Here is a 21,722-nt window from a genome sequence, read left to right as displayed (position 1 = left end):
GTTGACGGTATGAGTTTCGTATCAGGCGACCGAACGACGCCTGTCCACGGCATTGTGTGGGGAGAAGGTCGTGGCGTGGACGTCAATCGCTGTTTGCCGCTACGCGTTACACACCAGAGCGGTGGCGCATGCGAAAGAGAGGATGGTTGGCAATGTCTGACGTAGTGATAAGCGAGTTCATGTTTGACGCGGTCGCGCGAGACCTTGCTGCGGAATTCGATACCTGCTGGGACATCGGGTTGTGGAACCGGCGCGAGGAACTGCTGGCGCAGGTCGCCGACGCGCGGGCCCTTGTCGTGCGCAATGCGACCCAGGTGAATGGCGAGGTGTTGGATGCCGCGCCGAACCTTGAAGTGGTGGCCCGTTTGGGGGTCGGTCTGGACAATATCGACGTGGACGCATGCAAGGCCCGCGGCATTGAAGTCTGTCCGGCGATTGGCGCGAATGCCGTCTCCGTGGCCGAATATGTCCTCACGACGGCGATGATCCTGTTGCGTGGCAAGGCGTACCACGCGACTGCTGAGATGGTCGCGGGGGGCTGGGACCGGCCGAAATATGCGAGCGGTTTCGAACTTGCGGGGCGCAGGCTGGGCGTGATCGGCTATGGGTCCATCGGCCAGGTTGTCGGCGCCCGGGCCCACGCCATGGGAATGGAGGTCATTGCTTACGATGCAGTCATGTCCTCGGACGCGGAGGCATGGACTCCGGCCCGCCCGGTCGGGTTGGACCACCTCCTGTCGGAGGCTGATGTGGTCAGCCTGCATTGTCCCCGGCTGCCATCGACAATCGACCTGATCGACGCGACGGCCATCGCGAAGATGAAGCCCGGCGCCATCCTGATCAACTCTGCCCGTGGGGGCATCGTGAACGAAGCCGCCTGCGCCGCGGCGCTCAAGTCCGGCCATCTCGGGGGTGCCGCGTTGGATACTTTTGCCGTGGAGCCAATCGATGAGACTGCGCAGACCCTGTTCCGGGGATGTGAGAACCTGATCCTGACGCCCCATATTGCGGGCGTCACCCAGGACTCCAGCCGCCGCATCGCCGAGATCGCGGCCGCCAATGTGCGGCGCGTTCTCGGGGCTGGTTGATCTTTCAATCGCTGCGCACTGCAACTCACGATGCCAGCCGACCGCACGGCAAGGAGCTGTGTCGCCGGTGGCCTCTACGTCGGCGGAAGGCGCCCGCGTCGCCCCTACGAGGGGACCGGGGCGCCGATGCCCTCCAGATCGGCCTTCAGCGCGGCGCATTGGGCATCGCTCAACGGAACCAGAGGTGGCGCCTGCCGGGTCCAGCTGTCGTCGCCGCTGCGCCACGCCTCGATCTGCTTCATCGCTGCGACCATAGGATACTTCGTGGCCGTTGTACGCGCGGCCTTGACGGAGTCCATCGCCCTATCGCGCGTAGCACCCTCCGGCGCATGCAGTGCGGTCTGAACCCTCGCGGCGAAGGCATTGGTCGACCCGGAGATGATCCCCGCGGTGCCGATTGACAGGCCATCCCACAACATGGCCTCCGAAGAGGGATAGACATCAAAGCCTTCCGCCACGCCGCCGGTCGCGTCCACGATGGCCCGCGACTGTTCGAAGTCTCCGGAGCTGTCCTTGAGCCCTGCAATGATCGGCCCGAACGCCTCCCGCAGACGTGTCACGAGTGCCGGAGAGAGCGGCACGGCCGACATCTGCGGAAAGTGGTACAGGTAGATCCGCAGATCATCGTGAGCGATCTTGTCCACCAGATTTGCGTAATAGGCAAAGAGACCGTCGTCCGATGGCGACTTGTAGTAGTAGGGCGGCAGGACCAGCACATTCCAGTAGCCGGCCTCGACCGCGGATCGTGTGAGTTCCACGTTGTCGCCCGAAGAGGGTGCCCCGGTGCCGAAAATCACCCGATCTGTCTCGATCCCCGCCTCGGCAAAGGCGCTGGGCAACGCGAGGCGATCTCGCATCGAGATGGAACAGCCTTCGCCCGTTGTTCCGGTCGGCGCGACCCCGTCGCATCCCCCCTCCCCAAGAAGATGCCTGCAATAGCCAATCAGCTTGGTGACGTTCACCGATCCGTCCTTGTTGAAGGGCGTGATTGCGGCGGCATAGATGCCTCGGCGGGCTTTGGTCATGGGAATTGCATCTCCTGCTGGATGCTCATTCAGTACTCCCTGTCCCGGGGATTTGAAATGATCCTATTGAACTGGTCGTGGAGCCAGCTCGGGTCCGGAGCGTCAGGAATGGCCATCAAGGGGCAGAGCATCGCGATCGTGCCAAGGCAGTCTTTGCACGCTTCGGTATGCGGGTCGGTCGGCAACCCTCTCCGTATCCTTGCCAGATACAACTGGCAACGACGACATCTTCCAAAGGCGCGAATGGTGATTGCATTCACCTGGACCAGTGGCCTCTCCCGTGGATGCGCTTTCCGCCCCGCGCTCCGAAGCATAGCTTCGCGGGGTGTAGTTCCTCGGGTTTTCGTCTTCGGTCTCAGTTTGCCGTTGACCAAACGGCTCAGGAGGCCGACCAATTCGGCATCAGGGTTGCAACGTGCATAGGGCTCGATGGTCGCCGCGCGTCGGCTACCATCGAAATGACCGCAGACGGCAGTAGCCGGACGTATCCAGAGGATTCACCATATGATCGATCTCTACACCTGGACCACGCCGAATGGGCGCAAGGTCTCCATCCTCCTGGAGGAACTCGGCGTCGAGTACAGCACCCATGCCATCGACATCTCCAAGGGGGAGCAGTTCGAGCCGGACTTCCTGAAGATTGCGCCGAACAACAGGATCCCGGCGATTGTCGACCGGGACACCGGGCAAACCCTGATGGAGAGCGGCGCGATCATGCTCTATCTCGCCGACAAGTACGGGAAGTTCTCTGCGACCGGCAGCGAATACTGGCGGATGATGGAATGGCTGATGTGGCAGATGGGCGGTCTGGGACCGATGCTGGGGCAGGTGCATCACTTCGTGAAGTACAACCGCGGGCTGTCGGAATATGCCGAGGAGCGCTTTTCCAAGGAAGCCAACCGGCTCTATCGCGTTCTGGACGCGCATCTTGAGGGCCGGGAATTCATCGCTGGCGATGGCCGTGGCGCCTACACGATCGCCGACATGGCGTGCTGGCCATGGATCTCCCGCTTCGAGTGGCAGCAGATTGACCTGAACGGGTTTCCGAATGTCCGCGACTGGTATGTCCGTATCGCGGAACGTCCTGCAGTGCAGCGTGGTTATCACGCGCCGAGGTTCGTGAACGAGGTGCCGATGCCATAGGCCGCGGGCTTGTCCGCGATGGTATGGCTGCCCGGGTGGGCTAGAAAGATCGTGGTTCTGAAATCTTACCCAGCCACGCCGTCTCCGATCGCGCAGCATCCGCGGCAGAGCAGGTCGGGGCAGGTCAGCAAGGGCTTGACGCGCCGTGGGTTTTCGAATTGCTTCCAACCTCGGCGTTTGTGACGTCCCAAGCGTGACTACCCAGGTTCCCGTCCCGATCTCCCGAGCGGTGGCGTTGAGTAAATGGCGGGCTACGCGCCGTGACCTCCGAATGCGCCGCCAACGACGGCCATGCGTTGGTTGCTGTCGCGATCTTGTGGCAGGGAGGCACGGGTGAGGGCTCAACCCGGTGGGCGCTTGCGGGCATACAGGCGGGCGGGCAGGCGGTGATCGGTTCGCACAGAGCGGGCGCTGCGGGTGCCGGGTCCTGACCAGGAAGGCAATGGAATGACCGAAGAACTGCTGCTCGTCTTTGCCGCGTTCGCGCTGGGCGGTATCCTGAAGGGGGCCACTGGCGCCGGCGCACCCATTCTGGCGGTGCCGATCATGGCCCTGCTCGTCGATGTGCCCTTTGCCGTTGCGGTCTTCATCCTGCCCAACATCGCCTCGAATGCGGTGCAGGCATGGACGCATCGCACGTCCATTCCCGATCGTCGTTTCGTCGCAACCTTCGCGCTGGCAGGGGCCTTCGGTGCGGTTCTCGGGACCTATATGCTGGCCCGGCTGAGCGGCTCGATCCTCTCGGCAGCGGTGGGCTGGATCGTGCTGGGATACGTTGCCTTCCGTCTTGCCCGTCCCCACTGGAAGCTCTCCATGCAGTTTGCGACCCGGCTTTGCGCGCCCGTGGGCGTCGCCGGGGGCATCCTGCAAGGCGCGATCGGCCTTTCCGCCCCGGTGTCGATCACCTTCCTGAACGCGATGCAGCTTGAGCGGCGCGCCTTCATTTCGACCATCTCGTTCTTCTTTGCCGCGATGGCCTTCGCACAGCTGCCCGGGCAGGTCGCATTCGGGATCATGACCTGGGAACGGCTCCTTTACAGCGCCCTGGCGACTGTGCCGCTCATGGGGTTCATGCCGGTGGGGAGTTTCCTTGCCCGGCACATTAGCAAAGACGTCTTCGACCGAGTCCTCTTGCTGCTTCTGACATTAATCTCGCTGAGGCTGGTGGTCGACGGCTTCCTCTAGCCGGGCGTAAGAGGCCGGCGGATAAAAGGTCGCCACCCGGCGATCACATGATCATCCGGGCGGCGTTTTTTCGGTCACAGGACGAACTGGCACGCGTCCATCATCACCCGGTCACAGCGTTGCAGCGAAGGCGTCGATCCCGGCCTGGGCAACTTCCATGTCCTGCGCAGGGGTGCCGGAGCTGATGCCGATACCGCCCACGACATCGCCGTCGGCCACGACGGGCAACCCGCCGCCGACCACCATCAATCGCCCTCCGATTGCGGATTCGATGCCATAGGTCGGGGCACCCGGCTGGCTGGTTTCACCATAGAGATGGGTGGCCTTCTTCGCGCCGGAGGCGGTGAAGCTCTTGTCGATGGCGATGGTCGTGCTGGTCACCTTGCCACCGTCCATCCGCTCGAACGCGACAAGGTTGCCGGCTTCGTCGGTGATGGCGATGCACATCGGGACACCGATTTCCTCTGCCTTGGCACGGGCACCGGCGATCAGCACGCGGGCGTCCTCGATATCGAGCCGTTTGATTGTCAGCATGGTCCTACCTTTCAACCTGGGATTTGACCTTGCGGCGATAGGCATGCAGCAAGGGTTCGGTGTAGCCGGAAGGTTGCTCTGCGCCCTTCAGGATCAAATCGCGCGCCGCCTGGAATGCGTACCCGTCGCAATCCGGCGCCATCGGGGAATAGGCCGGGTCATCGGCATTCTGGGCATCGACCTTGGCGGCCATGCGTCGGAGGCTTTCGAGAACCTGACCCTCGTCGATGATACCGTGCACCAACCAGTTCGCGAGGATCTGGGAAGCAATGCGCAGTGTTGCGCGGTCCTCCATCAGCGCCACGTCATTGAGGTCCGGCACCTTGGAGCAGCCGACCCCCTGGTCCACCCAGCGCACCACGTAACCGAGGATTGACTGGCAATTGTTGTCGAGGCCATGCCGGATCTCCTCTTCCGAAAGGTTTCGGCCACGCAGGATCGGTGGTGTGAGAAGGTCCTTCTGGCTGGCCTTCTGACGCCTGGCGATTTCTTGGAGGCGCGCAAAGACATCGACCTCGTGGTAGTGGGTGGCGTGCAATGTGGCCGCCGTGGGCGAGGGCACCCAGGCCGTCGTGGCGCCCGACATCGGATGCCCGATCTTGGCGGTCAGCATCTCCGCCATGTCGTCGGGCTTGGCCCACATGCCCTTGCCGATCTGGCCGCGCCCCCCAAGGCCGGTCTCTACGCCGGCATCGACGTTGTTGTCTTCGTAGGCCAGCAACCAGGGCGCGGATTTCATGTCCTCCTTCGGAATCACCGGACCGAGATGCATGCTGGTGTGGATCTCGTCCCCCGTGCGGTCGAGGAAGCCGGTATTGATGAACATCAGCCTGTCTTTCACCTGTCGGATGCACTCCACCAGGTTGACCGAGGTCCGCCGCTCTTCGTCCATCACCCCGAGCTTCACGCTGTTGCGGGGCAGGCGCAGGATGTCCTCGACCCGACCGTACAGCGTATTGGCGAAGGCAACTTCCTCTGGCCCGTGCATCTTGGGCTTCACGACGTAGACCGATCCTGTCACGGAATTCCGGTCCTGCTCCCGGTTGAAATCATGCATGGCCGCCGTGACCGTGAAGAGCGCATCGAGGATCCCCTCGGGCACCTCATCGCCTTCCAGGAGCACGGCGTCGGTTGTCATGAGGTTGCCGACATTCCGAACCAGCGCGAGGGAGCGACCCTTGAGCACCAGCGGCGATCCGTCCGGCGCCAGGTAGGTCCTGTCGTGGGCAAGCTTGCGCTCCACCGGTTTGCCGTTCTTCTCGAAGGTCTCGGTCAGGGTGCCGTCCATCAGGCCGAGCCAGTTGGAATAGGCCAGAACCTTGTCCTCGGCGTCGACGGCGGCGACCGAATCCTCGCAATCATGGATGGCCGTGATTGCACTTTCGAGGACGACATCGCAGAGACCGGATGCGCTGGCGGCGCCGACCGGATGGGAGGGATCGATCACCAGCTCGATATGAAGACCGTTGTGCCGGAGCAGGTAGGACACCGTGCCCGACCGCTCGGCATACCCGACGAAGGCGTCGGGCTGGGCCAGCTCTTGTTCACTGTCGCCGATCTGGGCCACCAGCCGTTCGCCCTTGCGGCAATAGCCCGACACATCGGCATGGGAGCCGTCCGAGAGCGGGACCGCCTTGTCCAGGAACCCGGCTGCCCAGGCAACGGCCTGCGCGCCCCTCGCGGGATCATAGCCGGGGCCAGCGGGAGAACCCGGCAGGGCGTCGGTGCCGTAGAGTGCGTCGTAGAGGGATCGCCAGCGGGCATTCGCGGCATTCAACGCATAGCGGGCGTTCATGACCGGAACGACAAGCTGCGGGCCCGCAATGCTCGCGATTTCGGGATCGGCGTCCTTTGTCCCGACGGTGAAGGGCGCGCCCTCGGGCACGAGGTAGCCAATCTCCTCCAGGAAGGTGCGATAGGCATCCGGATCGATCGGCTGCCCCTTGTTGGACCGCGCCCAGTCATCCATCTGCGCCTGAAGTTCCGCCCGAACGTTCAGAAGATGCCGGTTCACAGGGGCAAGGTCCTTGAGCAGGGCGGCAAGGCCCTCCCAGAAGGTCTCCGCCGCGATGCCTGTTCCACGCAGCAGCCGTGTCTCGGCGAACTCCGCCAGTTCTGTCGCAACCTGAAGCCCGGCGCGCTCGATATAGCTCATCTCGTTTCTCCACGAAGTTTGCGTCTGCGTAGATCGCGCTGGTGATCGGGATCAATTTCGGAGATTGTCTTTTCCACGATGTGGAAAAAGGGCAGGGCGGAACTTGCGGATTTCTGAGAAGCCCGGCGCCGGTGTCGTTCAGTCGGTGGACCGGGCCCTTGCCCTGCTAGAGGCGCTTGCGGAAAGCGATGGCGGCGCGCGGCTGTCGGATGTGGCACGGGACTTGGGGTTGCCGGTTTCAACCGTGCATCGGTTGCTGACAACGATGCAAATGCGCGGCTTTGCCCACCACGAACCCCATAGTGGCAGATGGGTGATCGGACACCGGGCCTTTTCTGTCGGGGAGACCTTCGCCCACCATGCCAACCTCGTCGGCCCGGCACGTCCGATCCTGCGTGCGCTGCGGGACATGACACGGGAGACCGCCAATCTCGGGGTGCTGGAATCGGAGGAGGCGGTGACGATCGCACAGGCCGAAAGCCGAGAGATCAAGCGCGCGATTGCCCCGCCGGGGGGGCGTGTTCCGATCCTGAATTCCGGCATGGGCAAGGCGATCATCGCAACATGGCCTGATGAGGCGATCCGCAACCTCGTGGAGCGTCAGGGGCTGCGGCCGATGACCTCCCGGAGCCTTGGGTCGCTGGAGGAGGTCATGGAGGAAATTTCCAGGGTTCGCGATATGGGCTACGCCGTCGATAACGAGGAATTCGTGTCCGGCATGAGATGTGTCGCGGCCGTCGTCTGGTCTGCCAATGGCGAACCGGTTGCCGCGATCTCTGTGTCCGGTCTTGCTGCGCGGGTAACGGTCGCGCGCGTCCCGGAATTTGCTGGCAGCGTCGTTCAGAAGGCCGCTGAGCTGTCGAAAGCGATCAGTGGAGCGGCGTGACAGCCTCAAGCGCCGGGTCCACAGCACTCCGCGTGCGGCTCGTCGTTGCGTTGCGGAAAGGCAAGTCTCGCCCGCTTTCGGCAAGCCCCGGAAGCAGCTTGCCCTTGGCCTGTCGCAGTTTTCCGCTTACGAGTTGGCGAACCGATGCTGAATGGCGCCCCGTTTCCCGGATCAAACCGCCGCCCCGGTGATCGGAATACTGTGCCATTGCGAGCCTGCTCGTGTATTCGGCATGGAAACTGCGGAGAAGAATGCATGAAGACCCGTCACCTGGCCATTTCGACCCTTGCCCTGTCCCTGCTCGGGGCCTGCGCTGAACTGGATACGCTGAGCGAAGGCGGCATGGTCGACGCACGCACGGTGGAGTTGCCTGAAAACGTCGTTGCTCTTGCAGCACCGGGCCAAGACCTTTCAACCGCCCGGCAACAGCCTGAAGACGGGTGTTACTGGTACCAATGGAACGGTCCGGTGGAGACCACATGGATCCCCCTGCGCAGCCGCGACGGTCGGCCGATCTGCGCCCGCCCGGCATCCGCACTCGATCTTGCTGGTTAGGTACATCGACGTGAAGGGCGAGGCCGCGTGCCGGCCTCGCTGTAGGGCGTATCGTCAGTTGACGTGACGTGCCCGCCGGTCAGTTCGATGCCGTGACGAAGTCCTCGCCCGGATAGAGCTTTGCCATCGTGCCGGTGGCGACCTGATCGTAGAGCCCGTTGATATGGGCCATCACCATGCGCACGCAGCCCGAACTCGACCGGCTTCCGATGGTCCGGGGCTGCGGCGTGCCGTGAATCCGCAGGTAGGTGTCGCGGTTGCCGACATAGAGATAGAGCGCCCGCGACCCGAGCGGATTGGAGGGACCGGGCGCCTGCCCGTCCGCGTATTGCTCGTAAAGATGCGGATCGCGTTTGATCATCTGCGCCGTGGGAGTCCATGTCGGCCACTTGGCCTTGCGCCGGATGGTGTAGGTCCCGGGTTCGTAGAGATTGCCACGACCGATGGCGACGCCATAGCGCATGGCCGTACCGTCCCCCTGGATATGGTAGAGGTACCGGGCCACGGCATCGACGTGGATGTCGCCGGGTTTCAATCCGTCGTTGGCCTCCACGAGGCGCGGAAGGAAGCGTGGGTTCAGGCCCCAGGGGTTCGACGTGGCGGGATCGAAGCCGGCCGGCGTGACCTGGGCGTCCCATGACGCCCAGTCGCCAGCGGTGGCTGCCATGGCCTTGCTGGCCAAGGGCTGCGAGAACAGCGCAGCAGCAGAGATTATAAAATGGCGGCGCGTCAGCATGCCGGATCCCCTGTTCGGTTGACTCGTATTACGTTTGTCGAATTTGCCGTATCTTCCCTACCGACGGCAAGGCGCCTGTCAACGCTTCTCACTCACGGTGTCGTGTAAACCTGCGGATTCACGCCGCCTGAACGCCAGAATGGCGGGTGCCTCGGCGCATGTCCGCCCAAAACCCGACGACAGGCGCTACGCGATGTAGGCTATGCAACGCCCGGTCGAGGGCAGAGCGGCGACTGGCCAAGCGCCCATGGCGCCTATGACTTGCACGAAGATAGCACTGCACAAGTGCAACGAAGAAGGGCCGGACGCTTGGCGCCCGGCCCGGTATTGGTAGTGCTGGCCAAAAAAAACTGGTGCCGGTGCTTTCGGCACAGATCCAGGCGTCGGCCCGTGGTCAGACGGTGGCGCCCTTGACCCGGATCGCGCGTCCGATGCAGCCGGCGACGACACCGACGGCGATTGCGATCACCAAGTCGATCGTCTCCACCTTGCTGGCATCGAATCCCGCAAAGATGAATGGCTCCGCGACGCCTACGAGCCCACCGAGAATGGCGGCCACCAGGAGGTTCCTGGTCATCATGCCAAGTGCGAGGCCGAGAATGCCCGGCAGGCTCAGGACGTTGCCGGCAATGGTTCCAAGAATGTCGAGCATGTTCAGCATGTTCGGGTGCTCCTTACTTCACTCGGTCTTGCCGTTCAGGAACGACTTCAGCGCTTCGGTTGCGGGTCCCATGTCGAGCAGGGAGCTCTTCTGAAGCTCCACGCCCTCACCGGATTCCAGCGCCTCGATGATGCTGCGATATTCTTCGAGATAGCCCGCCGGAAGACCGTGCGCGATGCCCTGGTGGCAGTCGATGCAGGTCTTGCCCTCGTCAATCGCCAGCTGGTGGTCCTTCGCGGCCCGTGTCTCTTGGATGGTGAAATCCATGTACTCGAAGGCGTGGCAGTTCCGGCACTCGCGGCTGTCGCTCTTTTTCATCTTTTCCCAGACCAGCGATGCCATGTGCAGGCGGTGCTCTTCGTACTTCTCGTCGGTATCGATGGTCCCGATGATCTCGTGGAAGAGGTCCTTGCTGGCCATGATCTTGGCCTTGACCTTGTGCTGCCATTCATGTGGCACGTGGCAATCCGGACAGGTGGCGCGCACGCCGGAGTGGTTGTTGTAGTGCACCGTCTCCGTGTACTCGTCGAAGTTCTTCGACATCGTGTGACAGCTGATGCAGAACTCCTCGTTGTTGGTTTCCTCCAGCGCCCAGTGGAATCCGCCCCAGAAGAGGATCCCGGCGAGGAATCCCGCGATGATCAGGAAGCCGAGGCTGAGCACACCGCTCGGACTCCAGAACGCGTTCCAGATGCGTCGGATGAAGCCGGGCTGCTTTTCGTCATTGGTCGATCTTGCCATGGGTTATCCCCCTGTTTGCCCGGTCCTGTCAGCGCGTCACAGACGGCACGAATTCATTGTCGACCAGCGCCGGCGCATTGACCTGCGGTACGTGGCACTGGTTGCAGAACCAGCGGGTGCCGGCCACATGGTCCATTTCCACGCCATCGCGGTCGAGGTAGTGGGTCATCGACAGCGTGGGTGCGCCGCGGTCGCCAGCGTTTGTCCAGTCGTGGCAGCCCAGGCACTGGTTGGTGCGCAGGTCCATCTGGTACTGGTCGATCGAATGCGGAACCAGCGGTGGCTGCTGGCGGTATTCGCGGTTGAACCGCTGTGTTTCCTGTTTGAAGACCTGCTCAAGTGGCACGGGGTCTTCCACGCCGGCACCGCGGAGCGACGACAGCCCGCTTGCGGATTGGGCGAGGCCGATCCCGGCCAGGGTCAGGGTGGCTGCGGCGGCAAGAATGCCTGCAAGGACCGGCTGTCTCATGGTTGCTCTCCGTTGCTCAGTTCACGCTGCATGTCTGTTGGACGGCTCGGTGACCCGGGCCGCATCGTTCGGGGCCTCGACGTGAGTGTCGAAGCGGTTGGTAAAGGTGAAGACGTCCATCGCGCAGACGTCGATGCACCGACCGCAATTGGTGCAGTCGGGCGACAGGATCAGGGGGGAGGCCTCGCCCTTGCCCCTCAGGGCGGGGGAGATCACCTGGTTCTCGGGGCAGACGGCATAGCAATCCATGCAATCGTCGCATTCGCTGCGTTTCACGGCAGAGACCCGCAGAAGGCTCCTGATGCCGACAAGGCTATAGAAGGCGCCGACCGGGCAGACATGTCCGCACCAGCCACGCCGGGCGACCAGCAGGTCGAACAGGAAGATCGCGGCAACCATGCCCCAGATCCAGCCCATGCCAAAGACCAGCCCGCGATGCACCATGGTGACCGGGTTCACGATTTCCCAGGCGATGGTGCCGGTGACGGCGGATACGACCACGACGGTGCCGAGGATCCAGTACCGGGCGCTCCGCTTCGGCTGCCAGCCTTTCTGGATATTGAGCTTGTCATGCAACCAGTGGGCGCCGTCAGTGACCGGATTTATCGGGCAGACCCAGGAGCAATAGACCCGGCCGCCGACGAGCGCGTAGGCTGCCAGCACGATCAGCCCGCCAATCAGGGCCGTTGTTTCCGGCCAGTGTCCGGCGGCCATCATCTGGGTCAGGATCAGCGGGTCGTTCAGCGGCAGGAAGCCGAAGGTCATGGACCCCGCGAGGTTGCCCTGTACCCACCAGATGCCGAACCACGGCCCCAGCAGGAAAAGAATCAGGAAAAATGCCTGGGACACCCGGCGCCAGATCAGGAACTTGTGCGCACCGTACCAGCCTTTTTCCTCGATGGCCTCCTGCCCGACCGGGAGGTGGACCTTGCCTTTGGCGCTCATCGCGTCACCTCCGGCAGCTTGTAGGTCGGCTCGAAGCCGCCCCCCTGGAAACTGCTCTCCGGTGAGGCCGGCAAACCGTCGACAAAGCCGCCCGGTGCGGCGAGGTTGTCGGTGCCGGGGCCGGGCAGGCGGTCGGGAAGATCGATGATCCCCTCGACGACCGGCGCGCCCTTGGCTTCCTTCTCCTCCCAGCCGAGCCGGTAGTGTTCTCCGGGGGCGCCACGGGCGAGCCGGACGGGCAGGACCTTGATCGCCGCCTCGGGCAGGACGCATTTCTGTTCGCAGATACCGCAGCCGGTGCACGCTTCCGCATGCACGATCGGCGCGAAAATGGCGTGGTGTCCTGAGCGCTCGTTGTGGAGCAGGTCCAGCGAGATCGCCTCGTCGATCATCGGGCAAACCCGGTAACAGACGTCGCAGCGAAGCCCGAGGTAGTTCAGGCAGTTTTCCTGATCGACCAGAACGGCCGTGCCCATCTGGGCGTGTTCGATATTTGTCAGACCCTTGTCGAGCGCGCCTGTCGGGCAGGCGGCGACGCAGGGGATGTCGTCGCACATCTCACAGGGAATGTCGCGGGCCGTGAAATAGGGCGTGCCCGTGGCCGGGCCGTCCTGGCCGAGCTCGGCCAGGACAAGTGTGTCATAGGGGCAGTCGCGCACGCAAAGCCCACACCGGATGCAGGCGGCAAGGAAATCGTCCTCCGCGAGTGCGCCGGGCGGGCGGAGCGCGGTGTCCGGCAGAGCCTTGGCGTCCCGCGTCACGTAAGCCAGCAGAGAGCCCGCCACCGCACAGCCAGCCGTCATCCGCGCGGTGTCCGTCAGGAACCGCCGGCGATCGACTTTCTTCGGTTTTGCGGCGGTGGCCATGCGGCTCTCCCCGGCTCAGGTGTCGTGCGTGTTTGCGTGGTTGACGGTCAGGCCCGTTCGACCTTGCAGGCGCATTTCTTGAAGTCCGTCTCCTTGGAGAGCGGGCAGGTCGCGTCGAGCGTCAGCTTGTTGGTGAGCTGGCCCTCGTCGAACCAAGGCATGAACACGAGCCCTTCGGGCACCTTGTTACGTCCGCGGGTTTCCACGCGCGAGGTGACCTCGCCGCGGCGGGTGGAGACGACGATCTCCTGGCCGCGCCGCAAACCACGTGCCTGGGCGTCCTTCGGATGCATGTAGACTACGGCCGAAGGATAGGAGCGGTGCAGTTCCGGGACCCGGCGGGTCATCGAGCCGGAATGCCAATGCTCCAGCACACGGCCGGTGCAGAACCAGAGGTCATATTCGTCATCCGGGCTCTCGGCCGCCTGTTCATAGGGCGCGAAGATGATGTTCGCCTTGCCGTCCGGCTTGCCGTAGAACTGCACGCCCTTGCCTTCCTCGACATATGGGTCGTAGCCCTCGCGGAAGCGGTAGAGCGTTTCCTTGCCGTCGACCACTGGCCAACGCAGGCCGCGGGCCTGGTGGTAGGTGTCAAACGGGGCGAGGTCGTGGGCGTGACCCCGGCCGAAGCCGGCATATTCCTCGAACAGCCCCTTCTGCACGTAGTAGCCGAAGTGTTCCGCGTCGTCGTTGTGGAACCCCTCTGCGGTTTCGCTGAGCGGAAACTTGTTCACTTCGCCGTTCTCGAACAGGACCTCGTAGAGCGTCTTGCCGGCAAGTTCGGGCTTCTGCGCAATGAGTTCCTCGCCCCAGGCTTCCTCCACCGTGAAGCGCTTGGAGAATTCCATCACCTGCCAAAGGTCCGACTTCGCCTCGCCCGGAGCCTGCACCTGTTGGCGCCAGAACTGGGTGCGGCGCTCGGCATTGCCGTAGGCACCTTCCTTCTCAACCCACATGGCAGTGGGCAGGATCAGGTCGGCGGCCAGCGCGGTCACGGTCGGGTAGGGGTCCGACACGGTGATGAAGGTCTCCGGGTTGCGATAGCCCGGGTAGCCTTCCTCGTTCATGTTGGGCGCGGCCTGCATGTTGTTGTTGCACTGCACCCAGTGGCACTTCAGGTCGCCATCCTTGAGCTTGCGGTGCTGGAGCACGGCGTGGAAACCGGGCTTCGGCGGGATGGTCCCGGCCGGCACGTTCCAGGCGGTCTCGCAGATTTCGCGGTGCTTGTCGTTGGCCACGACCATGTCGGCAGGCAGGCGGTGGGCAAAGGTGCCGACCTCGCGCGCGGTGCCGCAGGCGGAGGGCTGGCCCGTCAGCGAGAAGGGCGAGTTGCCCGGCTCGGAGATCTTTCCGACCAGCAGGTGCACGTTGTACATCAGCGAGTTCACCCAGGATCCGCGGGTGTGCTGGTTGAAGCCCATTGTCCAGAGCGACATTACCTTGCGGTTCGGGTCGGCATATTGCTCTGCCAGCGCTTCGAGCTGCGCTACCGGAACACCGGACAGCTCGGAGACGTACTCGGCCGTGTACTCGGAGACGGCAGCGGCATATTCCTCGAAGCTCATCGGCTCCAGCTTGCCGGAGTTCGGGTTCGCCGCTTCCATCTGGAGCGGATGCTCGTCGCGCAGCCCGTAGCCGATATCCGTCGCCGTCTTGGTGATGTTGACGTGCTTCTCCAGGAAGTCCTTGTTCACCTTGTCATTCTGGATGATGTAGTTGGCGATGAAGTTCAGGATCGCGAGATCGGTCTGCGGCTCGAAGATGATGCCATTGTCGGCCAGCTCGAACGAGCGGTGCTCGAAGGTGGAGAGCACGTGCACCTGGGCACCCGGCTTGGTCAGGCGCGTGTCGGTCAGGCGCGACCACAGGATGGGGTGCATCTCCGCCATGTTGGACCCCCAGAGCACGAAGGTATCGGCGTGCTCCAGATCGTCATAGCAGCCCATCGGCTCGTCGATGCCGAAGGTGCGGATGAAGCCCACAACGGCAGAGGCCATGCAATGGCGCGCGTTCGGGTCGATGTTGTTCGACCGCAGGCCGGCCTTCATGAACTTCGCGTTGGCGTAGCCTTCCCAGACCGTCCACTGGCCGGAACCGAAGATCGACACACCCGCGCCGCCCTTCTCCTTCAGGGCGGCCTTCCATTTCTCGGCCATGACATCGAAGGCCTCGTCCCAGCTCACGGGCTCGAACTCGCCGTTCTTGTCGAACTGGCCGCCCGACTTCCGCAGCATCGGCGTGGTCAGCCGGTCCGAACCGTACATGATCTTGGATAGAAAATAGCCCTTGATGCAGTTCAACCCGCGGTTCACCGGTGCATCCGGGTCGCCTTGCGTAGCCACGACGCGACCTTCCTTGGTCCCCACGAGCACCGAACAGCCGGTGCCGCAATACCGGCATGCGGCCTTGTCCCAGCGGATATCCGGGGTGCGGGCCTGGGCATCGGCGGGCGCGTTGGGCAGGGTGATCCCCGCGGCGGACGCGGTCGCCACGGCTGCGGTCGATTTCAGGAAAGTCCGGCGAGAGTCTGACATGGTCATTGGCTGTGCTCCGGTTCAGGTGGTGCAGGGGGTGGCGACCGGCTGCGGCGCGTCTTCGCCGCCCTGCAGGTCTTCGAAATGGTGATAGGTGAGCGCGAGAGAGACCACGCCGGGGATCTGGTGCATGGCCATGATGGTCTCGGAGGCGAGAGAGCCCTCGACATCCTCCACCACGACCACCAGCCGACCGTCGTCGGTCCTGGCATGGATCTCGACACCGTCCATGGCGCTGGCAGCGCGTGCCACGCTCTCGACCATGTCCGGGGCGGCATGCACCAGGCATCCGCATATGTTCATCGCGCGTCCTCCAGTTCTACGAGGCTTTTCCGCGCAAGCGACATCGCATCGGCGGGGCAGGTGGAAATACAGGCGCCGCAGCCGGTGCAGGCGCTTTCGTCGATCAGCGGGCGGGCCCGGCCTCCAAGCTCCAGGCGGAACCGGATGGCACGCTCGTCGCAGGCGTCTTCGCAGGAACGGCAGGCAACGCCGCCGAGCGACAGGCAGGTATCGGAGACAGCGATCGCCCAAGGCCAGGCAGCTATGCGGTCGGGGCTGAGGGCGTCGGTGGGACAGGCCCGGGCACATTCGCCGCAGAAGTTGCATCCCCGTTCCGTCATGTCCAGCAGGACCGCGCCCTGTCCGTCGCTCTGGATGATGGCTTGCGGGCAAGCTTCGGCGCAGTCGCCGCATCCGGTGCAAGCGCGTCGAAAGCCGTCGACCAGGGCACCGGGCGGCCGAAGGATGTCTGCGCGCAGGACGTCTGCGCGCAAGAATTCCCTTCTGCTTGTCTGGGTGGTCATTCGACATACCTCGACGGAAATCGGTGTTTTTGTGCCCAATATCTGGTCGAAACCAACCTAACCTTGACTTAGATCAGCGCATACCGGTTTTTTGGTTTTCCGGTCGGGGCGGTATGCCGCACCCCCAAGGCAACCCACCGTGGCTGGCTACCGCAAGCCTCGTTGCCAGGGTGCGTGGTGAATGCCGCCGTGGAGACCCGGGCAATTCCGGTCGCCTCCGCTGCGGGCAGTGCGATGCTTGGGGCCTTTCGCGATGTGGGCTGCCGGTGTTGCGCTGTCCCTGCCGGTTCAAGCAGGAAGCCGGTGCAGCAATATCCTGCCGTCTGCTCACGATTAAGTGCCCAGTGCTTGGAAGTATTTGCTATGACTTGATTCGAGCCGGCCAGAGTGGCCTGCAACACAGACAAAATGGACGAAAGGACACGCCATGTTCCGCCTTGCAAAGCTCTCCGTGATTCCAGTGGTTTTCCTGGTTGGCGCCTGTGAGAACTCCGGTGCGAACTACACGCCTGTTATCGATGGGCCGGTCAGCGCGAACTACAACTCCGATCTCGCACAATGCCAGTCACTCGCTGCGTCGCAAGGAACGGTCAACAGCGAAACCGGGGCCGCTGCGCTGACCGGTGCCGCACTGGCCGGGGGCACCGCCGCGCTGATCGACAATACCGGCAGCAACGCCCGTGACGCTGCATTGGTAGGGGCCGTTGCCGGCGGGATCTCCAGCGCTGCACAGAACGTTTCCCAGAAGGAAGTCATCGTGCGCAACTGCATGCGCTCCCGTGGCTACAACGTCGTCGGCTAGAGCCTCGCGGCCCTTGCAAGGGATCCGCCGTGAAATGCATTGACGGCCGCCCGCATCCCGGGCGGCCGTTTTTCATTGGTGCCGGATGTGGAGGCCGCGTCTCGTCGACCATTTGGCCGACCTGCAGGACAGACTTCAGAGGTCGACCGCGCGCGCCGGCGACAGCCTGCCGCGGAGCAGGTCGCCGATGGCGAGCAGGTTGCCCCGCAAGCGCCCACGACTGTCCGTCCATGGGCGCGGTCGAATCGAGTACACGAGATTGGACACAACGTTCCGGGTCATCAGGCGCAGGGCGCGCCTGCGCCCCATGGTGCCTTTCCCGACAAGGTAGACCGGGTTGGATAATTGCGAATAGCCGAGCCGGCGCCCGGGAGAGCGGCCGACCTTGGTTCCAAGGTGGACACCGACTGTTGCCTCATTGCGAACAATCCGACCGTAGGGTGCCAGGCGGCGTGAGAAGTCCACATCCTCCAGCCAGCTGTAGAGCGGCAGTGCCTCATCGAAGCGGATGTTGTTGCGGAGCGCCGGGCGTGCACGGAACGCCATGTTGCATCCGTAGCCGTTGTGGATATCCGTCAGGCTGGATCCTGTAGGCGGAAGATCTTCAAGCAGGCCCTGGCCATCCTCATGTGTCAGGCCGGGGCCGGAGACATCATCAGCCACAAGGGTTCCAGAGGCCATGACGACGTCGAGTTGCGTCTTGAAAAGCGCGTCGACAGCGGCCAGGTAGCCTTTTTCCATAAGGAAATCGTCGTCGAGGAGCAGGACCGTGTCAGCCTCAGTGAGGTGTTGGAAAATGCGGTTGCGCTGCGGGCTGCCACCTTTCGGCCCGGTCAGCACACGGATCGGAAACGGCAGGTCGGAAAGCGCGGTTCGGTCGATGTCGCCGTCCGATGCGACTGAAATCAGAAGTTGGTCGGGGTGCCGGGTCTGCTCACGAATAGCCCGAACCGTGCGGGTCAGAATGTCCCGCCGAGCTGTGCTGGGGATGGCAACGATCAGCCTGCGGGGCAGCTCCGGTGCAGGGGCATCCTCCGGGCGGGGCCTCATGTTGGCGGGCTGGGTCGTCGCCTCCATCACACATACCCTTTGACTGTTTCACTCAATACTGGCACGGTCCACCGGAACGCTGGGGGGCGTGCAAGAGACCGACGGAAGAACCCGATGACGCGCGAAAGCCGGCCCCTGCAAGTTGATTGCCCTGCGTGGATCGATACTGCAAGGTCTGCGGTCTGGCGTCTCGTCATTCTTCTATGCCTGCTGTTCTGGGCGCCGATCATCTATCTGCTGGTCGCGTGATACGCGGCATCGCAGCTAGCGGGCACCATCCCGTGACAGCACCACGTTGATCGTCCGCACCATGATCCGGAGGTCGCGCCAGACCGACGGATTGCGCACATATTCCACATCCATCGCCACCCGCTCCGCATAGGTCGTGGTGGAACGCCCGTTCACCTGCCAGTTGCCGGTGATTCCCGGGCGGACGGATTTGTACTCGGCGATATGGTCGCGATAGAACCGCACTTCATCTGCGACGATGGGCCGGGGCCCCACGGCGGACATGTCGCCCTGAAGCACGTTCCAGAACTGCGGCAGTTCATCGAGCGACGTCTTGCGTAGGAAATGGCCAAGGCAGGAGACCCGGGGATCTTTGGCAAGCTTCTGCGTGCTTTCCCACTCCGCCCGGGCGGCCGGGTCCTTCGCCAGCAACTCCTCGAGCACATCGGTCGCATTCGGGACCATGGTGCGGAATTTCAGGCACTTGAAGGGTCGACCCGCATGTCCGATCCGTTCGTGTGCAAAGAAGACCGGTCCGCCTTCGCGGAGCCAGAGCACAAGCGCAATGGTCAGCATGGCTGGCAGGAAGAACAGCAGCCCGGTCACACTGACCACGATGTCGAGCGATCGCTTGGCTGGCGAGATCTCCGGGAACGCTGTCACACCGCGTTTGTGGCGCTGTCCGAGGACAGCACCCGCCTCCACCAGGCTCGCGCCCGGATCCGTCTGGTTCACCATAGTTTCTGTATGGTCGCTTGCGCGACCTCCCCCCACTGGTGCCAATGAGGACCACACCCGCCACATGTTTGCCATCTTTCGGCCACTTTTGGCAAACCCACTCCCGAAAACAGATTGTTCACGATTTGGAACTTGTCCGGAGGAGCGCTTTCAAGCAGCACGAAATGGCTCGATTGCTGCAAGATGGGGCAGAACGGTGAGTGCAGGTCCGGTTGCCTGGGAGTCTTGAGTGTCAGAGGCAATGAAATCGAGCGCCAATCCCAATAGTGGGCGGCCCGGCAGGAGCGGGACGATCGGCGGTGGTCTTTGGACGGCGCTGGAGCGGATCGTGTCCCAGGTCGCGCAACTCGTCATCTTCATCGTGGCAGCGCGTCTGCTCGGCCCGGCCGACTTTGGGCTCTTTGCCCTTGTTGCCGCTTGCGCCATCCTGCTCCAGCGGGTGGCCGAGGGCGGCTGGGCTCCATACATCATGTCGTGGCCGGGCGACACGACGGTGCCACGGCAGGTGCTGCTCGTGGCGATCGCCAGCGGGGTTCTCGCCGCGATCTTCGGTATCGTGTCCGGCGGAGTGCTGGCGGCGGTCGGGATGTCACCGGAGGTCGTCACCCTGGTCGAACTCTTCTCCGTCTGGGTCTGCCTTGCGGTTGTCTCGTCGACCCAAAAAGGCATCCTGATCTGGCGGGGGCAGCTCCGGGCGTCGTCGCTGGCAGAAATGTCGGGTGAACTGGTCGGCCTCGGCATTGCGTTGCTGGCGCTCTATTCCGGTGCCGGCGTCTTCGCGCTTGCCTATGGCCGGTTGGCGATGCAAGCCACACATCTGCTGGTGAGCTTCGCGGCCACCCGAATGACACCGCTGCCCGGTCTGCGTGGCGATGCCTTCCGGACTATGCTCAGGACTTCGGGGCATTTCTTCTTCGCGCGGATGATCTACAACTTCCGGGTCTACACGGCGACATTCCTCGTGGGCTTCTTCCTTGGCCCCGCGGCGGTCGGCTTCTATCGGGCGGCGGAGCGGTTGACCGGCGCGCTGGGTGAAGTGGTCGGAGTACCGGCGCATATCGTGGCATGGAACCTCTTCCGGCAGGCGCGGGCAAAACACGATGGCAAAACGGACGGATTCCAGTCGGTGGCGAACTGGTTCATCCCGGCTGTCTTTGCTGCGTCGATTCCATTGTTCCTGTGGCTCGGGCTGATGGGGCATGACATCGTTGTCGGCCTGCTGGGGGAAGAGTGGCTTCCGGCCTTGCCGGTGCTCGGCCTGCTGGCCATCGCCCGTATGCTGGCCGTGTTCGGCCAGACAACCGAGCCGGTCCTTTCGCTCGCGGGCGAAATCCGCCGTCTGCCGCCGGTGGCTCTGCTCTACCTCGGTGTGACGGTGGCGCTGGTGGCGGTTTCGGCACCCTTTGGGCTGGTCCCGCTGGCCGTGTCGCAGATCCTCATCTCGGTCACTGTCATCACGACGACGGCGATCCTGTTCCGGCGCTACGCGGCCATCGACTGGCGCGAGGTGGTGCCGAACATGGTGCCGCTCATTGTCCCGTTGATGCTGGGTGCGGGATGTCTGGTCCTGTTGCGCGACGGACCCGTTGGTCGGGAGTGGCATCCGATGGCGCGCGCGGTGCTTTTCAGTGTTCCGGCCGTAGCCATCTATGCGGGTGGCCTTGCCGTGACCGCGCCGAAATTGCGCCGGTCCGTCATGTGTCGGCTTCGGCGGCGCGGGTCGAAGGGAGGGGACATGTAGTGGGGCTCGTGTCTATCGCGAAGGGGGCCGCGCGTAATGTATCGCGTCCGGTCGGGGCCGCCGTAGCGCGGCTGAAGCTTCTCGCGGGGCGGCCGCCCCGGTTCGCCGGCGCCTGGCCCACGCGGATGGCAGCGCTCGACGCCCTGCCGGAAGGGCGCCGCGCCGGGTATGAGACCCCCGGTACGGAAGCGATCTCCTTCGAGCGCATGTGCAGGGTCGCGCCGTGGGACTATCCGATTCTCTTCTGGCTGCAAAAACAGCTTCGCCCGGGAATGAACCTGCTCGATGCCGGTGGGCACATGGGGACAAAATATATCGCGTTCCGGGATCTGGTGGCGCTGGATCAGGTGACCTGGACCGTCACCGATCTGCCTGCGATTGTTTCCGCCGCCAGAACAGCGCAGGGGCGTGGATCGCTTCCGGCCAGCATTCGTTTCGCGGACAGCCCGGCACAGGTGGCCGCGCCAGACCTGCTCCTTGCCTCGGGTCTGTTGCAATATCTCGACCAACCTTTCGGCGGTTTTGTGGACGCGCTTCCCAAGCGTCCGCCGTTGATCCTGCTCAACAAGGTGGCGCTTTGGGATGCGAGGGAGGTTGTCACGCTGGAACGCATCGGTCCTGCGCGGGTGCCCTACCGGATCCGGAACCGCGCGGCCTTCCTCGCGGAGGTGGACAGCTTGGGCTACGCCCTCCGGGACAGCTGGACCATCCCGGAGCTTGGGCGGCGGATTCCAACGCATCCGGGGCTGGGCATGATGGAGAGTTGCGGTTTCATGTTGGAACTGAGAACAGATTCGGTTTGAGAACCGGAACCGTCCAATCAAGGCCGCTTGC

The 21,722-nt window shown here is 63.6% G+C and carries 24 protein-coding genes; 9 read left to right on the top strand and 15 right to left on the bottom strand.

What is annotated here, in order from left to right; all coding sequences use genetic code 11:
- Window positions 1-152 precede the first annotated feature (152 nt).
- A complete protein-coding gene (locus CLV78_RS07210) occupies window positions 153-1,088 on the top strand; it encodes a hydroxyacid dehydrogenase (RefSeq protein WP_106204112.1) in 936 nt (311 codons plus the stop codon).
- A gap of 104 nt (window positions 1,089-1,192) precedes the next feature.
- Here the strand turns inward: CLV78_RS07210 and CLV78_RS07205 are convergent, their stop codons facing one another.
- Window positions 1,193-2,113, bottom strand: coding sequence for a dihydrodipicolinate synthase family protein (locus CLV78_RS07205; protein WP_106204111.1), 921 nt, complete (start codon window positions 2,111-2,113; stop codon window positions 1,193-1,195).
- 504 nt (window positions 2,114-2,617) lie between these two features.
- On the opposite strand from CLV78_RS07205, the gene CLV78_RS07200 reads away from it, so the two are divergent.
- Both CLV78_RS07200 and CLV78_RS07195 read left to right on the top strand, forming a co-directional pair.
- On the top strand, window positions 2,618-3,256 hold the full coding sequence (locus CLV78_RS07200) for a glutathione S-transferase family protein (protein WP_106204110.1): 639 nt from the start codon (window positions 2,618-2,620) through the stop codon (window positions 3,254-3,256).
- Window positions 3,257-3,703: 447 nt separating this feature from the next.
- The gene (locus tag CLV78_RS07195) at window positions 3,704-4,441 is read left to right on the top strand and encodes a sulfite exporter TauE/SafE family protein (protein WP_106204109.1); all 738 of its coding nucleotides are present in this window, start codon (window positions 3,704-3,706) and stop codon (window positions 4,439-4,441) included.
- Window positions 4,442-4,552: 111 nt separating this feature from the next.
- On the opposite strand, the gene CLV78_RS07190 is transcribed toward CLV78_RS07195, so the two are convergent.
- Together CLV78_RS07190 and CLV78_RS07185 are read right to left on the bottom strand one after the other, a co-directional pair.
- A complete protein-coding gene (locus tag CLV78_RS07190; protein WP_106204108.1) occupies window positions 4,553-4,975 on the bottom strand; it encodes a GlcG/HbpS family heme-binding protein in 423 nt (140 codons plus the stop codon).
- A gap of 4 nt (window positions 4,976-4,979) precedes the next feature.
- Window positions 4,980-7,130: a malate synthase G gene (locus CLV78_RS07185; RefSeq protein WP_106204107.1), complete on the bottom strand. Its 2,151-nt coding sequence runs from the start codon at window positions 7,128-7,130 to the stop codon at window positions 4,980-4,982.
- 103 nt (window positions 7,131-7,233) lie between these two features.
- Between CLV78_RS07185 and CLV78_RS07180 the strand changes: the two genes are divergently transcribed.
- Window positions 7,234-8,016 carry an IclR family transcriptional regulator gene (locus CLV78_RS07180; protein WP_245924867.1) on the top strand — a complete coding sequence of 261 codons (783 nt, stop codon included), beginning with the start codon at window positions 7,234-7,236 and terminating at the stop codon, window positions 8,014-8,016.
- On the opposite strand, the gene CLV78_RS24260 is transcribed toward CLV78_RS07180, so the two are convergent.
- Window positions 8,000-8,224, bottom strand: coding sequence for a hypothetical protein (locus CLV78_RS24260; RefSeq protein WP_106204106.1), 225 nt, complete (start codon window positions 8,222-8,224; stop codon window positions 8,000-8,002). The genes CLV78_RS07180 and CLV78_RS24260 overlap by 17 nt on opposite strands.
- Before the next feature lie 47 nt (window positions 8,225-8,271).
- Between CLV78_RS24260 and CLV78_RS07170 the strand changes: the two genes are divergently transcribed.
- Complete coding sequence (locus CLV78_RS07170; RefSeq protein WP_106204105.1) at window positions 8,272-8,571, top strand: hypothetical protein; 300 nt, start codon at window positions 8,272-8,274, stop codon at window positions 8,569-8,571.
- Window positions 8,572-8,650: 79 nt separating this feature from the next.
- Here CLV78_RS07170 and CLV78_RS07165 read toward each other — a convergent pair whose 3' ends face one another.
- From CLV78_RS07165 to napF, 9 genes are all read right to left on the bottom strand, one after another.
- Window positions 8,651-9,307, bottom strand: a complete 657-nt coding sequence (locus CLV78_RS07165) for a L,D-transpeptidase (RefSeq protein WP_106204104.1) — start codon at window positions 9,305-9,307, stop codon at window positions 8,651-8,653.
- Window positions 9,308-9,701: 394 nt separating this feature from the next.
- Window positions 9,702-9,968 (bottom strand): hypothetical protein, encoded by a 267-nt coding sequence (locus tag CLV78_RS07160; protein ID WP_245924866.1) that lies wholly within the window; start codon window positions 9,966-9,968, stop codon window positions 9,702-9,704.
- An 18-nt stretch (window positions 9,969-9,986) separates the two neighbouring features.
- A complete protein-coding gene (locus tag CLV78_RS07155; RefSeq protein ID WP_106204103.1) occupies window positions 9,987-10,709 on the bottom strand; it encodes a NapC/NirT family cytochrome c in 723 nt (240 codons plus the stop codon).
- A 28-nt stretch (window positions 10,710-10,737) separates the two neighbouring features.
- Window positions 10,738-11,178 (bottom strand): nitrate reductase cytochrome c-type subunit, encoded by a 441-nt coding sequence (locus CLV78_RS07150; protein WP_106204102.1) that lies wholly within the window; start codon window positions 11,176-11,178, stop codon window positions 10,738-10,740.
- Between the two features lie 21 nt (window positions 11,179-11,199).
- Window positions 11,200-12,123 (bottom strand): quinol dehydrogenase ferredoxin subunit NapH, encoded by a 924-nt coding sequence (gene napH, locus CLV78_RS07145; RefSeq protein ID WP_106204101.1) that lies wholly within the window; start codon window positions 12,121-12,123, stop codon window positions 11,200-11,202.
- Window positions 12,120-12,989: a ferredoxin-type protein NapG gene (napG, locus tag CLV78_RS07140; protein WP_106204100.1), complete on the bottom strand. Its 870-nt coding sequence runs from the start codon at window positions 12,987-12,989 to the stop codon at window positions 12,120-12,122. The genes napH and napG overlap by 4 nt, the downstream gene beginning before the upstream one ends.
- A gap of 47 nt (window positions 12,990-13,036) precedes the next feature.
- Window positions 13,037-15,529, bottom strand: coding sequence for a nitrate reductase catalytic subunit NapA (napA, locus tag CLV78_RS07135; RefSeq protein ID WP_106204099.1), 2,493 nt, complete (start codon window positions 15,527-15,529; stop codon window positions 13,037-13,039).
- Window positions 15,530-15,544: 15 nt separating this feature from the next.
- Entirely contained in the window at window positions 15,545-15,826 is a 282-nt protein-coding gene (locus tag CLV78_RS07130) for a chaperone NapD (RefSeq protein WP_106204098.1), read from the bottom strand.
- Window positions 15,823-16,299, bottom strand: a complete 477-nt coding sequence (gene napF, locus CLV78_RS07125) for a ferredoxin-type protein NapF (RefSeq protein ID WP_245924865.1) — start codon at window positions 16,297-16,299, stop codon at window positions 15,823-15,825. The genes CLV78_RS07130 and napF overlap by 4 nt, the downstream gene beginning before the upstream one ends.
- Before the next feature lie 457 nt (window positions 16,300-16,756).
- Here napF and CLV78_RS07120 point away from each other — a divergent pair, with 457 nt between their 5' ends.
- Window positions 16,757-17,131 (top strand): glycine zipper family protein, encoded by a 375-nt coding sequence (locus tag CLV78_RS07120; protein WP_106204096.1) that lies wholly within the window; start codon window positions 16,757-16,759, stop codon window positions 17,129-17,131.
- 135 nt (window positions 17,132-17,266) lie between these two features.
- On the opposite strand, the gene CLV78_RS07115 is transcribed toward CLV78_RS07120, so the two are convergent.
- Window positions 17,267-18,208, bottom strand: a complete 942-nt coding sequence (locus tag CLV78_RS07115) for a glycosyltransferase family 2 protein (protein ID WP_106204095.1) — start codon at window positions 18,206-18,208, stop codon at window positions 17,267-17,269.
- A gap of 87 nt (window positions 18,209-18,295) precedes the next feature.
- Between CLV78_RS07115 and CLV78_RS24755 the strand changes: the two genes are divergently transcribed.
- Window positions 18,296-18,430 (top strand): hypothetical protein, encoded by a 135-nt coding sequence (locus CLV78_RS24755; RefSeq protein WP_281261135.1) that lies wholly within the window; start codon window positions 18,296-18,298, stop codon window positions 18,428-18,430.
- 15 nt (window positions 18,431-18,445) lie between these two features.
- Here the strand turns inward: CLV78_RS24755 and CLV78_RS07110 are convergent, their stop codons facing one another.
- Entirely contained in the window at window positions 18,446-19,144 is a 699-nt protein-coding gene (locus CLV78_RS07110; protein ID WP_245924864.1) for a sugar transferase, read from the bottom strand.
- Window positions 19,145-19,376: 232 nt separating this feature from the next.
- On the opposite strand from CLV78_RS07110, the gene CLV78_RS07105 reads away from it, so the two are divergent.
- Both CLV78_RS07105 and CLV78_RS07100 read left to right on the top strand, forming a co-directional pair.
- Window positions 19,377-20,888, top strand: a complete 1,512-nt coding sequence (locus tag CLV78_RS07105; RefSeq protein WP_146136649.1) for an oligosaccharide flippase family protein — start codon at window positions 19,377-19,379, stop codon at window positions 20,886-20,888.
- A gap of 125 nt (window positions 20,889-21,013) precedes the next feature.
- Complete coding sequence (locus tag CLV78_RS07100) at window positions 21,014-21,691, top strand: methyltransferase, TIGR04325 family (protein WP_158263463.1); 678 nt, start codon at window positions 21,014-21,016, stop codon at window positions 21,689-21,691.
- Window positions 21,692-21,722: the final 31 nt, after the last annotated feature.

The sequence above is a fragment of the Aliiruegeria haliotis genome (assembly GCF_003003255.1).
Taxonomy (GTDB): Bacteria; Pseudomonadota; Alphaproteobacteria; order Rhodobacterales; family Rhodobacteraceae; genus Tropicimonas; species Tropicimonas haliotis.
Note: the sequence above shows the minus strand (reverse complement) of the source record. Positions and strands in the feature narration are given on the sequence as shown.